General features: G+C 30.7%; 15 protein-coding genes. 6 read left to right on the top strand and 9 right to left on the bottom strand.

Annotated elements, in window-relative coordinates:
* Nucleotides 1–418: T9SS type B sorting domain-containing protein (locus tag P8H50_RS05285; RefSeq protein ID WP_300206344.1), on the top strand; the 418-nt coding region annotated here is incomplete at its 5' end.
* Between the two features lie 82 nt (nucleotides 419–500).
* Here P8H50_RS05285 and P8H50_RS05280 read toward each other — a convergent pair.
* A complete protein-coding gene (locus P8H50_RS05280; protein ID WP_300206342.1) occupies nucleotides 501–701 on the bottom strand; it encodes a dodecin family protein in 201 nt (66 codons plus the stop codon).
* A 111-nt stretch (nucleotides 702–812) separates the two neighbouring features.
* Nucleotides 813–1,715: a NifU family protein gene (locus P8H50_RS05275; protein ID WP_300206340.1), complete on the bottom strand. Its 903-nt coding sequence runs from the start codon at nucleotides 1,713–1,715 to the stop codon at nucleotides 813–815.
* Nucleotides 1,716–1,975: 260 nt separating this feature from the next.
* On the opposite strand from P8H50_RS05275, the gene P8H50_RS05270 reads away from it, so the two are divergent.
* On the top strand, nucleotides 1,976–2,986 hold the full coding sequence (locus P8H50_RS05270) for a type IX secretion system membrane protein PorP/SprF (RefSeq protein WP_300206338.1): 1,011 nt from the start codon (nucleotides 1,976–1,978) through the stop codon (nucleotides 2,984–2,986).
* A gap of 82 nt (nucleotides 2,987–3,068) precedes the next feature.
* Here P8H50_RS05270 and P8H50_RS05265 read toward each other — a convergent pair whose 3' ends face one another.
* Nucleotides 3,069–4,244, bottom strand: a complete 1,176-nt coding sequence (locus tag P8H50_RS05265) for a vWA domain-containing protein (protein WP_300206336.1) — start codon at nucleotides 4,242–4,244, stop codon at nucleotides 3,069–3,071.
* A gap of 32 nt (nucleotides 4,245–4,276) precedes the next feature.
* The gene (locus tag P8H50_RS05260; protein ID WP_300206334.1) at nucleotides 4,277–5,299 is read right to left on the bottom strand and encodes an SIMPL domain-containing protein; all 1,023 of its coding nucleotides are present in this window, start codon (nucleotides 5,297–5,299) and stop codon (nucleotides 4,277–4,279) included.
* Nucleotides 5,300–5,511: 212 nt separating this feature from the next.
* Between P8H50_RS05260 and P8H50_RS05255 the strand changes: the two genes are divergently transcribed.
* From P8H50_RS05255 to P8H50_RS05240, 4 genes are read left to right on the top strand one after another with little or no spacing between them, the layout of a single operon-like run.
* A complete protein-coding gene (locus tag P8H50_RS05255; protein ID WP_300206331.1) occupies nucleotides 5,512–7,704 on the top strand; it encodes a histidine kinase in 2,193 nt (730 codons plus the stop codon).
* A gap of 1 nt (nucleotide 7,705) precedes the next feature.
* Nucleotides 7,706–8,209, top strand: coding sequence for a hypothetical protein (locus P8H50_RS05250; protein WP_300206329.1), 504 nt, complete (start codon nucleotides 7,706–7,708; stop codon nucleotides 8,207–8,209).
* A gap of 11 nt (nucleotides 8,210–8,220) precedes the next feature.
* Nucleotides 8,221–8,958 carry a LytTR family DNA-binding domain-containing protein gene (locus P8H50_RS05245; RefSeq protein ID WP_300206327.1) on the top strand — a complete coding sequence of 246 codons (738 nt, stop codon included), beginning with the start codon at nucleotides 8,221–8,223 and terminating at the stop codon, nucleotides 8,956–8,958.
* A gap of 10 nt (nucleotides 8,959–8,968) precedes the next feature.
* Nucleotides 8,969–9,484: a gamma carbonic anhydrase family protein gene (locus tag P8H50_RS05240; protein WP_300206324.1), complete on the top strand. Its 516-nt coding sequence runs from the start codon at nucleotides 8,969–8,971 to the stop codon at nucleotides 9,482–9,484.
* Between the two features lie 65 nt (nucleotides 9,485–9,549).
* On the opposite strand, the gene murI is transcribed toward P8H50_RS05240, so the two are convergent.
* From murI to P8H50_RS05215, 5 genes are all read right to left on the bottom strand, one after another.
* A complete protein-coding gene (gene murI, locus P8H50_RS05235) occupies nucleotides 9,550–10,332 on the bottom strand; it encodes a glutamate racemase (protein WP_300206323.1) in 783 nt (260 codons plus the stop codon).
* 75 nt (nucleotides 10,333–10,407) lie between these two features.
* Nucleotides 10,408–10,920, bottom strand: a complete 513-nt coding sequence (locus P8H50_RS05230; protein ID WP_300206321.1) for an OmpH family outer membrane protein — start codon at nucleotides 10,918–10,920, stop codon at nucleotides 10,408–10,410.
* 35 nt (nucleotides 10,921–10,955) lie between these two features.
* The gene (locus P8H50_RS05225) at nucleotides 10,956–12,005 is read right to left on the bottom strand and encodes an OmpH family outer membrane protein (RefSeq protein ID WP_300206319.1); all 1,050 of its coding nucleotides are present in this window, start codon (nucleotides 12,003–12,005) and stop codon (nucleotides 10,956–10,958) included.
* Nucleotides 12,006–12,241: 236 nt separating this feature from the next.
* Nucleotides 12,242–14,815 carry an outer membrane protein assembly factor BamA gene (gene bamA, locus P8H50_RS05220; RefSeq protein ID WP_300206317.1) on the bottom strand — a complete coding sequence of 858 codons (2,574 nt, stop codon included), beginning with the start codon at nucleotides 14,813–14,815 and terminating at the stop codon, nucleotides 12,242–12,244.
* A gap of 10 nt (nucleotides 14,816–14,825) precedes the next feature.
* Nucleotides 14,826–15,509 carry an isoprenyl transferase gene (locus P8H50_RS05215; RefSeq protein ID WP_300206348.1) on the bottom strand — a complete coding sequence of 228 codons (684 nt, stop codon included), beginning with the start codon at nucleotides 15,507–15,509 and terminating at the stop codon, nucleotides 14,826–14,828.
* Nucleotides 15,510–15,529 lie beyond the last annotated feature (20 nt).

Genomic DNA, 15,529 nt, shown 5'->3' with positions numbered 1-15,529 from the left:
CGAATTTAGTATCGATGGAGGTGCTTGGCAGATCAACACACCAAACGATAGCATGTATACCTTTACCAATGTAGAAGCAGGACAACATAGCATAACAGTAAGAGACACTGTAGGCTGTGGTGAAACCACTACAAGCATTATAGTTATGGATTATCCATTATACTTTACACCAAATGGTGATGGTTACCACGATACATGGAACATTTATGGTAATGGTAACCAACCAGACGCGGTAATATATATATTTGATCGTTATGGCAAACTCTTAAAGCAATTAAGCCCAACAGGCGCAGGGTGGGATGGAACCTACAATGGTAACCCAATGCCAACAAGCGACTACTGGTTTACGGTAGAATACAGAGAACCAACTACTGATGAAAAGAAAACCATAAGAGCGCATTTTACACTAAAAAGATAAAACTAGAAAAGCTATATTAATAATAACAAAAAAACGCCTGAACTTTAGTTCAGGCGTTTTTTTGTTAATGTAGAAGTAATAATTAATTCACTTCAAAAGTGATTTTTAAGTTTACTCTAAAATCTGTTACTTCACCATCCTTAACGCTAGTGCTTTGGTCTTGAACATAAACAGAACGTATATTTTTTACACTTTTAGAAGCATGCTTTACTGCTTTTTTAGTAGCATCTTCCCAACTTTTTTCAGAGTTAGATAATACTTCAATAACTTTTAATACTGCCATAATTTTTATGTTTTAAATTTATAATTATTATAAAATTAAAAAATATTATAGAAAGTAATATTTTCAAATATTATAAATATGGATATTACGACAAAAAGCTTTTTTTAAAGATTAACCGTTAATTGCTTCAACAGTATTTACTTTTCCTTTTAGCATTTCTTTTAACATGTTTTCTATGCCATTTTTTAAAGTAAATGTCGAAGAAGGACAGCCACTACAAGCACCTTGTAATATTACTTTTACAGTTTTAGTTTTTTCATCGTAAGAGTCGAATTGAATATTACCACCATCGCTTGCAACAGCAGGTTTTATATATTCTTCAAGAATATTTATAATCTCTTTCGAAATATCATCTAGTGTTTCAAAATGTGCTTCTACTTTTTCGGTAGATTTTTCAATTACTTCAGGAGCATTAGCAGAAATAATCTCTTTGTCATTTTCAATATAGGCCCTAATAAATTCACGTAATTCATTTGTAATGTCATTCCATTCAGCTACATCATATTTAGTTACAGAGATGTAATTTTCATCTATAAAAACAGCTCTAACAAAAGGAAAATGAAATAATTCTGTAGCTAATGGAGATGATTTAGTCGTATCTATAGAAGTAAACTCGAAAGCTGCGTTAGCAATTTTTTTATTTGCAACAAATTTAATAACTCCAGGATTTGGTGTGCTTTCTGCATAGACAGTTACCGGTGTTTTTTTTGGAGCAATATCTTGATTTATGACTACGTTGCCATTATTTAAGTACTCCTCAATTTGTTGAGAAACTTCGTTTTGGACATCTTGCCATTTAACAATACTAAAACGCTCTATAGCTATAAAATTACTCGTTATGTATACTTTTTTTACAAAAGGCAAATAGAATAGTTGTTGAGCAAGAGGAGAAGCTTTTGCTTCATCTATATTACTAAATTCGAAACTTTGATGTTGAGTAATAAATTGATTGACTTCAAATTTTAGTATTTTAGAATTTGAAGTTTCTTGAGTTGTAACTTTAAAAGAATTCATTTTGTAACTTTTTTTTTGCAAAAATACTAAAAGTATGTTCAGTTATCGATATATTTGGCACTTTAAAGATTTATCCATTAATCATAAAAGTTTAGTTTTTTTGCTAAATCCTTTTTATATTGGTGGCTTTAACTTTTGATACCTAAATAATACAAAGTAAATTCATATATTTGGCTCTGATATAATTTAATCGGAAAACGAGAGTTATTAAAGCGAGAGCTATGCATTTTGAACCAACATCTACCTTGAAAATAGAGATTATGAGAATACAAAGGTTATTAATATTGGCAGTTATAGTGTTTTTTAGTAGTCAATTTACTAATGCACAAGAAGGACTTCCTGTATATTCAGATTACTTAACAGACAATTATTACTTAATTCACCCTTCTATGGCTGGTGTAGCAAATTGTACTAAAATAAGAGTTACTGGTCGTCAACAATGGTTTGGGGAAGATGATGCTCCAGCTTTATTAACAGCAAGTATTAATGGTAGAATTGGAGAAAGTCAATCTGGAGTTGGAGCGATTGTTTATTCCGATAAAAATGGTTTCCACTCACAAAGTGGTGTTTATTTAACCTATGCTCATCACCTTATGTTTTCAAGAAGCACATCAGATTTAAATATGCTTTCTTTTGGTTTAAGCGCTGGAGCTATTCAATATAAATTAGACGAAACTTCGTTTTTATTTGATGGGCCAGATCCAATTATTGGAGGTATCGAGCAATCTGCAACCAATTTTAATGTTGATTTTGGTTTCTCATACCACTTATATGATTTTTATGCACATGCTACGGTAAAGAACTTACTAAAAAATGAAGGTGTAAATTTTAACGAACAAGGTTTAAGTTATGATAATTTAAGAACTTACATTGTCTCTGCTGGAAACACATTTAGTAGTTATAATAACGATTGGAGTTTTGAACCTTCAGTTATGTTTATGTACAGAGATGCAACAGAAGAGGCTTCTTTCGATGTTAACCTTAAAGCATACAAGACAATGGATTTTGGTAAAGTTTGGGGAGGAATATCTTACAGAAGAAGTTTAGATGGTGCAGAATTTGTAGATGGCTCAGGAGTAAGCAGCCAAAAATTACAATACATTACGCCATTACTAGGAGTTAACTTAGATGAGTTTATGTTTGCTTACACATACAGTTACCAAGCAAACTCTGTTGTTTTTAATAATGGTGGTTTTCATCAAATTACTTTAGGCTATAATTTTGGTTGTGCTAAAGAACGTTACAGTTGTAATTGTCCAGCAATTAACTAAATAGATTATACACAGATCTAAAAAAGCCTTCTAAATTTAGAAGGCTTTTTTTATGTAATACAGTTTATGTGTTAATTAGATATTATTTCCAAGAATAGTTTTTTACTTTGGCTTGAGATTTTATCGCTTTAATCATAGCGTTTTCTAATCCGTTGGTATTTTCTTTATTAGTTTTTAAAATATACTCTTTGCGTTTAGAATTAAGTTCTTGGATTCTATTTTGAATTATTACACGTTCGTTCTTTTTACTAGAAATATATGTCTTGATCTCTGAAACACTTTTGTTTTTAAGTTCTTGAGGTAAATCGTTTTGATTTAAAGAATCATAATTAAATGTTTTGTCTTTTGAAGCATCTATTAAATCCCAAGTAGAGTTTTTGTAAAGATGAGAACTTTTGCTAACCGTTCTGCTTACCGCATTTGCACTACTATAGCTTTCTGCATTATTATCTTGTTGGGCTTGAAGTTGCATTTTTTCTATACCTCGAGAGCCATATGCTACATAGGTTTTGTTTAGTTTATTGTTTTGCTCTAAAATAGCATCGTCATAAGGTGTTGCAATATGTATAGTTTCTTTATTATGGTTTATTGCCATATAATCTCCATGAGCTAAATCTGCGCCATCTTTCCAATATCCAGAAATGCCTTGATTGTAGTCGCCACAAAAAATGGTGTTTACTGTTATATCTTTATTGTGAGCATGTTTTGAGGCGTCTTTATAGTTTATTTTACCTTGAGTAAAAGGCTCGTTTCCTGCTATGAAAATAAATTTTAAATCGTCTTTATTATCATTCCATTCTAACTGATCTAGAGCAGTGTTTATGACATAGCCACAATATTCATTACCTCCTTTTGTGGTTAGAGAAAACAATTGTTTAGAAATTTCGTCTAAGTCATCACTAAAAGCAAGAACTTGTCTTATATAGCCTTCTTCACTATTTAGGTTATCGTTTCCATATTCGTAAAGTGCAATTTCTAAATTAGGTTTATCGTCTTTACATTTTGCATAAGATAACTCGTTTACAATTTCCCATAGTTGGGCTTTTGCCTGGTCTATTAAGCCATCCATACTATTACTTGTATCTAGTAAAAGTGCTACTTTAATATATTTTTTTTTAAATTTTGGAGTAACTGTCTTAATAGTATGCACAGTTTCGTTTAAAGCATAACTTATGTTTTGCTTTTTGTTGTCTGCATTACATGCCATAAGAGAAAAGGCAGATAATGTAATGACAAGTGATTTAATTATTGTTTTCATTTGTTTATTATTTTTCTTGTTATCCTTGTTAATTAGTTTTCTAATTTTAATTCTTTTGCTTTAAGTTCTCCATCTTTTGATAGAATAAAGTATTTGTTTTTTATCACTTCTTTTTCTTTAACTATAGGTTCTGGCTTTTTTGGTTTTTCTATATATTGTAGTTTAATTTCCATGCCTATTTGTATTACAGGTTCTACAATAGATGGATTAATTACAACATCATATTCTTTAAAAGACAAAGGATCGTAATAATAAGAGGTTTGTTTTTTTGCTTGTATAATACCTTTTGGTTTTTTAATGGCTTCTAAAGAGATACTATTAAATGCTTGATAGTTTTTATAAAACTCTCGTGGAAAATGGCAATACTTTGTGTCTGCCATTGTAGGTTTATAATTTGCTAAATCGAAACCTAAGTCTAAATAAAATTGCTTTTTTGCTTTAAGTGTTTTTAGAATTTCTGCTCTTAGTTTAGTGTAAACAGCTTCAATATTTTCTATAAAATAATCCACTTTTACTAAGTTGTATATTTCATTTTTAGCACAGGCAGCCAATATTTTTTCAAACTGATTAACTTCAGTAAATTTTATATGCAAATTTTGTTGCAGTTCGAAGCCTTTAGGCACCTCGTTATATTTTTTACTAAACAACTTTTTTTCTACTACAGTTTCATAGACTGGAACAAAAGAAATCACATCAATAATTATATCCTTACTAAATATGCCTTGAGCAGTTAATGCGCTTTTTACATCGTTTACACGTTCGTTCATTAACTTGTTTGTGTCTTCTGCAGTTTCTCCAATTTGCACTAAATTAAAAACCGCTGTGTAAGAATCTGCTACAATACTGTTTAGTGCTTTAACATCTATTGTAATGGTTGGGTTAGGTATTAAATTTTGATGCCTAAACGCATTTATATTATTTCCATAAATGTTAGCATTTCCAAGATCTTCGGCTTGAATTACGTTTTGTCTTGAAATGGTTGTTGCATTACCTTTAATTTGTGCAGATGCCAAAGAAAAGCATAATAGTAGGACTAAGTAAAAAGTGTTTTTCATGTGTTTAAGTTTTTATTTTGATGTAAACTTATAAGCAACCTTTTTTTAATAAAAACCACAATGAGTGAAAACGACTTTATATTGAGTGAATGCTCTTTATAAATGAGTAAACAAGGTTATTTTAGTTCAATATTTCATTAGTTTCAGTACCACTCATTTTAATATGCCAATTAAAGTGTGTAAGTTTATCTTTTAGTAAATAAAAATCACTTGTGAAATACCTTAAATTATATATCAGTTGTATACTAATTGTTTTTTTCTCGCTTTCAGCGTTTGCACAGCAAAACGATGCCGTTAACAATCAACCTCAAAATACTAAAGACGCATTTTTTGAAGTTAGAGGACTAGTTAAAGAAGAAGATTCAAGAGAAGCTATTGAAGACGTTAATATTCAAGTAAATGGTGGTGCTTACACTTCTTCTAATGCTTTGGGAGAGTTTAGAGTTCGTGCAAAAGTAGGAGATGAGATTATTATTAGTCATGAAGATTTTGAAACTATTTATTATACCGTAAAAAGCGATGAGCGTTTAATTGTTAATGTGTTAGAGCGAACTTCACACTCCGACGTTAATTTATATAAACAAAAACAGGACAATTCGTTTAATAACTTAATAGATTCTGCATTAGTTTATAAAAAGAAATCTGCTGATAAAAGTATTCAATTTGTAACCGAAAGCATTAAAAGAAGTAGTTCTGTGAAGCAAAATTCTGAAGCTTTTGAAGTACTTGCAGATGTCTATATGTTTTGGAAACAGTACGACTTAGCAGTATCTAATTATAGAATAAGCCTAAACAGTTACCAATCTAACGAAGTTAAGCTCAAGTTAGCAAAGGCTTATATGATGAATAATAATTACCAAGAAAGCGTTTTATTACTTCAAAAAATTGATACAAAAGAATTATCCAATTACCAATTGGTGGAACTAAATGAAAGTTTAGGAGATGTATATTTTAAAATGAAAAACTATAAACTATCTATAGATTCTTATAATGAAGCACTTGTAATTGCTCAAAAACATTTAATAGCACCTAAAGTAACCGATTTAAATTCTAAAATAGCGCAATCTTTTGATGCTAACGGAAGCACTGCTAAAGCAAAAAAATACTACAACAACTCCTTAAATTTAGCCACTCAAGAAAACAAAACAAGAGCGGTTAAGGAAAAAGTTAAAGTTGCAGATTTTAATAACGCTAATCGTAATTTTGAAGACGAAATACGCCTAAGGGAAGAAGCCATTTTAGATATTAAAGATATTGAGACAGATTCTATAATTGACATTGAAAGCGATTATACCACACAAAAACAAAACTATAAAATTGGTAATGCCTTATTTATGCAAAAAAATTATGCAGAAGCTATACCATATTTAGAAAAAAGTATTGCAGAGGCAGATGCACGTGAAGACTTAGTGGTAGAGAAAGATGCTACTAGAAAACTATCAGAAGTCTATAGAGAGTCTGGTGATTTTGAAAATGCAAGAAAAAAATACGATGAGTATATTAAATCTGTTGAAGCACTTTTTGTAAAAAAAGAACAGCAAATTACTCAAGCAGCTCGTTTTAATAAAAGTATTGCAGATAAGCAAAACCGAATTACCTCTTTAGAAAGTGATCGTGAGTTATCCGAAAGTAGATATCAACTAAACCAAGAGCAAAACAAAAATCAAAAAATAATAATTTACTCACTTATAGGCGGATTATTACTATTGCTTTTTGCAGGCTTTTTAATGTATAAATACATAAAACAACAGCGTTTAGCTAATAATTTGTTGGCTTTAAAATCATTAAGAAGCCAAATGAATCCTCACTTTATTTTTAATGCTTTAAACTCTGTAAATAGTTTTATTGCCACTAACGATGAGCGTACAGCAAACAAATATTTAAGCGATTTTTCTAAACTAATGCGAACCGTTTTAGAAAATAGCGAGCAAGATTTTATACCATTAGAAAAAGAAATAGAGTTATTAGAATTATACACCAAATTAGAACATTTTAGATTTCAAGATAAGTTTGATTATACCATAACTGTAGATGAAGAAATAGACATTAATAGTTACCAAATTCCACCAATGTTATTGCAGCCTTATATAGAAAATGCCGTTTGGCATGGCTTACGCTATAAAGAAGCCAAAGGGAAATTAGATATTTCTATTACTAAAAAAAGTAAAGACGAAATTACCATTACTATTGCAGACAATGGCATTGGTCGCGAAAAGTCTAAAGCGCTTAAAACCGAAAATCAGCAAAAGCAGAACTCTAAAGGCATGGGTAATATTAAAAAACGTGTGTCTATTTTAAACGAAATGTATAAAGATAAGGTTGATGTTTTTATAGACGAATTACATAAAGAACAAACAGAAAGCGATACAGGAACTATAGTTGTAGTGACTTTGAAAAAAGATTAATATGAAGGTTAAAATTTTAATATTATTAATTTTTATTTCACTTATTAATTGTAAGTCAGTTGAAAAAACACCTATGGTAAATTATAATATTAAGCTTTCAGATTATATTAAAATGTATTCTGAGCAAGGTTTGATTTCAGAAGACCCCTTAATTATTGTTAATTCAAAACCATATAAATTATATTCAGAATTGAATGAAGATGATAAAGACTTAATGGAACAGTCTGCAAGAAGCTACAGTTATATTAAGCAAAAGAGTAAATATTTTCTAGAGAAATTAGGAGCAAGAGCATATGGTGGAATTGTCCATATTAAAAAGGTAATAGTTTTGTATTGTGGAATTTCTTACAAAAGAGATTATTTAATCAACGGTAAACTTTCGACATTTGAAGAGTTTAACAAGCTTTTTTTTATTGAAAGAAATTATAAATATTACAATAGCATTGATAGATTAGAATTAGGTGAAAATAAATATATTTCAATATCTATTATAGAAACTAAATAAATCACCAGAAAATGAAACTAAACGCAATAATAGTAGAAGACGAACAAGCAAGCAGAGACATTCTTAAAAACTATCTTAAAAAATACTGTCCAAATGTAACTATTCTTGGAGAAGCTGCAAACATAAACGAAGGTTTAGAGCTCATTAGAAATAACGAGTTAGATTTAGTATTTTTAGATGTAGAAATGCCTTATGGTAATGCTTTCGATTTGCTAGATAAAGTAGGAGATAGAGACTTCGAAACCGTTTTTGTAACAGCTTATAATAATTATGCAATAGAAGCTTTAAATGCACACGCTAGTTATTATTTAATGAAACCAATTGCTATTGACGATTTAATTAAATCAGTAGATTATGTTATAGAAATAAAAACAAAAGAAAATGCACTTCAAGACCAAGTTTTAGTGCCAAAAACGAGTAATAATGTAGCTGGAAAAATAACTATTCCACAACAAAATGGTTTTGAAGTCATTAGCACAGCAGATATTTTATTCTGTAAAGCCGATGACAATTACACAGAAATTTACCTAAATAACAACAAAAAGAAAGTAGTAAGTAAAACACTTAAATATTTTGAAGAAGCCTTACAAGACTCAAACTTTGCTAGAGTACATAAAAGCTATTTGGTTAATGTAAACGAAGTTGTAAAATATGTAAAAGGAAAAGGCGGAAGTGTAATCTTAAGTAACGGAAAGGAAGTAATGGTGTCGCCTTCTAGAAAATCTGAATTACTATCTTATTTTAAATAAAATTAAAAATATGCCAATAATAAAACCAGTAAACGGAAAAAGTCCACAACTACCAGAAGATTGTTACATTGCAGAAAACGCAACTATTGTTGGAGACGTACAAGTAGGAGAACAATGCAGTATTTGGTTTAATGCCGTTTTGCGAGGCGACGTACACTATATAAAACTAGGCAATAAGGTAAATGTACAAGATGGAGCAGTGGTGCATTGCACCTATCAAAAATACCCAACAACCATTGGTAATAATGTGTCTATTGGCCACAATGCTATAGTGCATGGTTGTACTATTCACGATAATGTGCTTATTGGTATGGGAAGTATAGTTATGGATAATTGTATTGTAGAAAGTAATAGTATTGTTGCAGCAGGTGCAGTAGTTACCCAAAATACAATTGTAGAATCTGGAAGCATTTATGCAGGAGTTCCAGCCAAAAAAGTAAAAGATATAAGCAAAGAACTTATTAATGGTGAAATAAACCGTATTGCAGAGAATTATGTAAAATATTCTAGTTGGTTTAAAGAGTAATTGTCAATGTTATTGGGAGAAGAGACGAAGTAATGACATGGCAATATCATTATCTTCTCGTGTATTTAAAACTCTAAATAATCAACATTAAAAGGTTTTCCTAAAAGCGATTGCATCACTTCTGTATTCTTCAAATTAATATAAAACTCATTTTTAGGTTTTAGCACTTCTGTATTTAATAAATCAAGCTGCTCTAAAACAGATTTAGTCTGCTTGGCAACTGCTAAACCAGAATCAATAATTTTAACGTGTTTAGGAAGCAGTTTAATAAGCTTAGGAATAAGATAAGGATAATGTGTGCAACCCAACACAAGATAATCTATATTGGCTTTAAGCATTGGTTTTAAGTAGCTTTTAAGCAATAATTCCATTTCTAATGAATCAAGACTCCCGTTTTCTATAAGTTGAACAATACCTTCTCCTATTTGTTCTATAATGGTTATTCCGTTAGAGTATAAGCTAGAAGTGTTGTGAAATAGTGCGCTAGATAATGTACCTTTTGTTGCTAAAATACCAATAGCTTTTGTTTTTGTGTTTAATGCCGCAGGCTTAATGGCTGGTTCAATACCAATAAATGGAACATTGTATTTTTCTCTTAAAATACTAATAGCATTTGTTGTGGCAGTATTGCAAGCCACAACTATAATTTTGCAGTTTTTTTCTAAAAGGAATTCTGTATTTTTTATGCTAAGTTCTATAATTTTCCTAGTACCTTTTGGTCCATAAGGTGCATTAATACTATCGGCTAAATAAATAGAATTTTCGTTTGGTAATACGTTACGTATTTCCTTCCAAATGGAAGTGCCACCAACACCAGAATCGAATATGCCAATAGGTTGTTTACTCATAAGTTTTATTCACTTTATAAAAATACAAAAGCCGACTTAATAAGTCGGCTTTAGATACTATTTGTTTAAGATATTTTATTTAATACCTAATTCTTTTTTCACGTCTTCAAGTAAGTTTTTACCTTCTGCCATAAGTACGCCTCCACCTTGAGCAGAGTTTAATACATAATCAAAACCTTGAGCTTTTGCTACTTTTAAAATAGCTGCTTGTGCTTTTTCTGTAATAGGCTTTAAATATTCCATTTCTTTTTTTTGTAAAGTTTGGTCAGCATTATATGCATACTCTTGAAGTGCTTGTTCGTCTCCTAGAACTTCTTTCTTACGTTTTTCGTTTTCTTCGTCGGTTTTTGACCTAGCTTCTAAATTGTAACGATCGACTTTGGTTTTTAAATCTAATTTCATGGCTTCAATATCTGCTTTGTATGTCTCACCAATTTTCTGTATGTCTGCCTGTGCAGTAATAGTTTCTGGCATTGCCTTAATTAATTCACCTGTATTAATGTGCGCAACTTTTGTTTGTGCATTTGTTAAAGTAGTAGCTCCAATAAATAATGTAGCTGCAATAAGTAACGTTTTAATTTGTTTCATTTTTAAGTATTATTTGTGTTATGAATTATAATTTTTTAATCGTCTGTATTTTCGTCTTCTATATTTTCCTTAGCTTTTTCTTCTTTAGCCTTTTTACGGTCGTCTAAGATTTTTTGTCTTCTTTCTTCTAATTCTTTTTTTCTTGCAGCTCTGTCTGCTAGTTTTATTTGTCTACGCTCTTCTAAAATTTGTTCTCTTGTTTTTGGAGCGTCTTCGGTCTCTGCTTTTTTGTCTTCAGTACTTTTCTCGTCTGCTTTGTCTTCTGTGCTTTCCTCGTCTGCTTTGTCTCCTGTGCTTTCCTCGTCCACCTGGTCTTCAGTACTTTCTTTATTTTTATTTCTAGCGTCTAATTTCTCTTGTTTTGCTTTTTCCCTTTCTGCTAGTGCTGCTGCTCTTTTATCTGCTATTTCTTTTTTTCTTGCTTCAACTAAGGCTTTTCTTTCTTCCTTTTTCTTGTCTAAGGCAGCTTGTCTAGCATCTTTACTTTCGTCTATTTCAACCGTTACATCTTCTTCTTCAGCCTCTTTTTTGTCTTTTCTAGAGTCTAATTGCTTTCTTTTAGACGTCCGTGTAATTGTTCTTAAAACTTGTTCACTAATATCAAAACGTTCTGCAGAATATAACATCACTACATCTGCTGATTTATCGAAAACAAAATCATATTTTTTGTTTTTAGCAATATCTTGTACAGCTTGAAAAATTTGATCTTGAACAGGCTGCATTAATTGTCTCTTTTGAATCATTAAATCGCCATTTGGTCCAAATCGCTTTTGTTGATAATCTAATATTTCTTTTTCTTCAAAAGAAATATCTTCTTCGCGTTCCTCAATTAATTCTTTTGTTAAAAGTGCTTTTTCGTTGTTTAGATCGTTTCGCTTTTGTTCAATAGTCTTTAATTGTTTTTCAATTTCACCTTTCCATTTTTGAACTTTTGAATCTAATTGCGATGTAGCTTCAGTATATTCAGGTACGTTTTGTAAAATATATTCTGTATCTATATATCCTATTCTAACACCACGTTGTGCGTTTGCTTGAATAGACAGCATTGATACTATAGTCAATAAAAAAAGAACTTTAAATTTCATCTGGTTATATTTTATTATTTAATAACTTAAATTCAAAAAAACCGACAGTTTAGATTTGGACTCTGTCTTATTCTGAATCTCTTTGTTTTCAAAATAACGAATTTTAATTGTAAAAATTTTAATTCTTGTCTCAAATCCTCAAATGCAACATTGAAAATATCGTGCCAAAAATAAAAAATATTGAAATTAGTCTATAAACTTTGGCTTTTTTGTGTGTAAAGCACTTTAAATATATATTAAAATTGTTGTCCAATAATAAAGTGTGTTTCCCAACCATGTTTAACAGTGTTTCCAGGAAGTGGATCGAAACCATGTCCAAAATCAATTCCTAGTAAACCAAACGCTGGCATAAAAATTCTAATACCTAAACCTGCCGAACGTTGCACGTTAAATGGATTGTAGTCTTTAAAATTATCATATGATGCACCTGCATCTAAAAACCCTAAAGCATATATTTTTGCAGATTGTTTTAAAGTAATTGGGTAACGCAATTCTAATGAGAACTTATTATAAATTGTTCCACCATCTTGAGTTGATAGTGCTTGGTTTGGATACCCTCTTAATGCTACAACTTCTCTTCCATCAAGAGCAAAAGCACCTAAGCCATCTCCTCCTAAAAAGAAACGTTCGAATGGTACAATTCCTCTATCTTGATTATATGCACCTAAGAAACCAAACTCTACTGTAGATTTAAATACAAATTTATCGACAAGTTTTGTGTACCAATCGCCTTTAAATTTAACCTTATAAAATTCTAACCAATTAAAACGTTCTTGATCAATTTGTGATATTCTATTAGAAGCTGCTGTTCTTTCATCGATATCTATAGTTGGATCACTAATTATTTCTTGGTTTGCTTCTCTTTCAAGGCGAAGCGCTTTGTAATCTAAACCGTTAAGCATAGAATAAGGTAATGATAATTTTGCAGATGCCGAGAAACTAGAACCACCAGTTGGGAAAACAGGATCGTTAAAGGTGTTATTTCTACTTAAACCAATAGTGTAAGATAAATTGTTAGAATACCCATCTCCAAATGTAAATAAGCCAGTATTATAGTTTTTTAAATCGTAATGCTGAAAACCTAATGCCTGAGATAGTGTAAAATAATCATCTGGTACAGATAGTCGTTTAGCAATACCTAGTGTTAAACCAGTTATGTTAAAACGTCTGTCTTTATCTGCTTGTCTTGTTTGTGCGTTAAATAAAAATTGTTGTGTATGAGATATTGATGTAGAAAATTGAACTGGTTTTTTTCCACCCATCCATGGTTCTGAAAATTGAAAACTGTAGGTTCTAAAGAATCGACTAGCTTGTAAGCGTAAAGCTAGCTTTTGTCCATCTCCAGTTGGTATTGGTTTGTAGGCATCTTTTTTAAAGATATCTTTTAATGCAAAGTTGTTAAAAGATAGGCCAAGTGTACCAATAAAACCTCCACCACCATAACCACCTTGTAGTTCAATTTGGCTCGATCCAGCTTCTACAACTCCATATTCTATATCTATAGTTCCATCTTCTGGACTAGCGTTTTTAAATGCTGGATTAATTTGTTCGGCATCAAAGAAGCCTAGCTGACTTAATTCTCTAACAGTACGTACAACGTTTGCTTTACTATATAATTCTCCTGGACGCGTTCTTATTTCTCTGTAAATAACATGATCGTTAGTTTTTTCGTTACCAACAACTGTAATTTTATTAAAATAGGTTGGCTTACCTTCAACTATTCTAATTTCCATATCTATAACATTACCATCGGCACTTACCTCTACAGGATTAATTGTAGAAAATAAATAACCATGGTCTTGGTATAGGTTTGTTATATCATCACCATCTGGTCTTGAGTTATCAGCAATACGCTCTTCTAACAAAACACCGTTATAAGTATCTCCTTTTTCTATTCGAAGTTGCCTTTTTAAATAGACATCTGAGTATACAGTATTACCAATAAAAGTGATATCTCCAAAGGTGTATTTTTCGCCTTCTTCAATTTTAATATTTAAGCTTACAGTTTTTGCATTGTTAATGACCAAGCTGTCTGAAATTACACGAGCATCTCTGTAGCCGTTTTCTTTGTATTTATCTATTATGCTGTTTAAATCTTCTTTAAAATCTGCAACAATATATTTTGAACGTTTTAAAAGACGAATAGGATTTTTTTGCTTAGTGTTTTTCATTGTTTTTCTAAGCTTTTTGTCACTAAAAACGGTATTGCCTTCAAAATTAATAGAAGAGACTTTAACTTTTTCACCTCTATCTACGTTAAGTACCATGTTTACACGAGCATTTTGTAGAGAGTCTTTTACAGGAATTGTATTTATACTTACTTTAGTATTTAAAAATCCTGCCTTTCTGTTTTTATTTTGAATGTAATTTTTTGTGGTTGTAATAAGGTTTTCTGTAACTTTTACACCATCTTGAAGTTTGTTTTCTTTAATTAAAGCTTCTTTTTTGCTCTTTTTAACGCCATTAATTTTTAGCTCATTTAATGTTGGTAAATCTGCTAATCTTATTTCTAAATATGCAGCATTACCTTCAGTTTTTGCTAAATAGACTTCTATGTCACTAAAAAGGTTGGTTTTCCAAAGTTTTTTAATTGCTGCACTTATTTCTTCACCAGGAATTAAAATTTCGTCGCCTTTTTTAAGTTTAGAAAAAGTAATGATGGTTTGCTCGCTAAATGTAGTATTACCTGCAACTTTAATTTCTGCTATGGTGTACTTTTTACTGTTTTCCAAAGAAATTTCTTGTGCTTGAGCAAAATAGCTAGATGTTGCAAAAAGTATGGCTAGTGTGTATTGTAAAAATGTTTTCAATTGTAATTTCTTAACTAATTTGTTCACTTGTTTTTCCAAAGCGTCTTTCTCTATTTTGATATTCTATGATAGCATCACAAAGGTGTTGCTGTGTAAAATCTGGCCATAATACTTTTGTAAAATATAATTCGGCATAGGCAATTTGCCAAAGCAAAAAATTACTAATACGTTGTTCTCCACTTGTTCTAATAAGTAGATCTACGTCTGGTAGATTTTGCGTGTAAAGATGCTCATTAATAATCGATTCGTCAATATTTTCAGAAGAAATTATATTATTTTTAACTTTATCACTTATTTCTTTGATTGTATTTAACAACTCTTCTCTAGATCCATAGCTTAATGCTAAGGTTAATGTCATTCTACTATTGTCTTTTGTGCGTTCTATAACTTCGTTAAGTTCTGTAAAAACTTTCTTTGGTAAGTTTGAAAGCTTACCAATAGCATTAAGTTTAATGTTATTGTCTTGAAGTGTTTTTATTTCTTTTTTTAGTGCAGACACTAATAGCTTCATTAAAGTATCTACTTCTAGTTTTGGTCTGTTCCAGTTTTCTGTAGAAAATGCATATAGTGTAAGGTTTTCTATTCCTATTTTAGCACTAGCTTCTACGGTTTGTCTCACAGATTTAGTTCCGTTTTCGTGACCAATAGCACGAAGAAGCCCTTTTTGTTTAGCCCAACGACCATTGCCATCCATAATAATTGCAATGTGTTTAG

Source organism: Lacinutrix sp. (assembly GCF_029238095.1).
Classification (GTDB): Bacteria; Bacteroidota; Bacteroidia; order Flavobacteriales; family Flavobacteriaceae; genus Lacinutrix.
The sequence above is the reverse complement of the archived record's forward strand: the minus strand, read 5'-3'. Positions and strand labels throughout refer to the sequence as shown.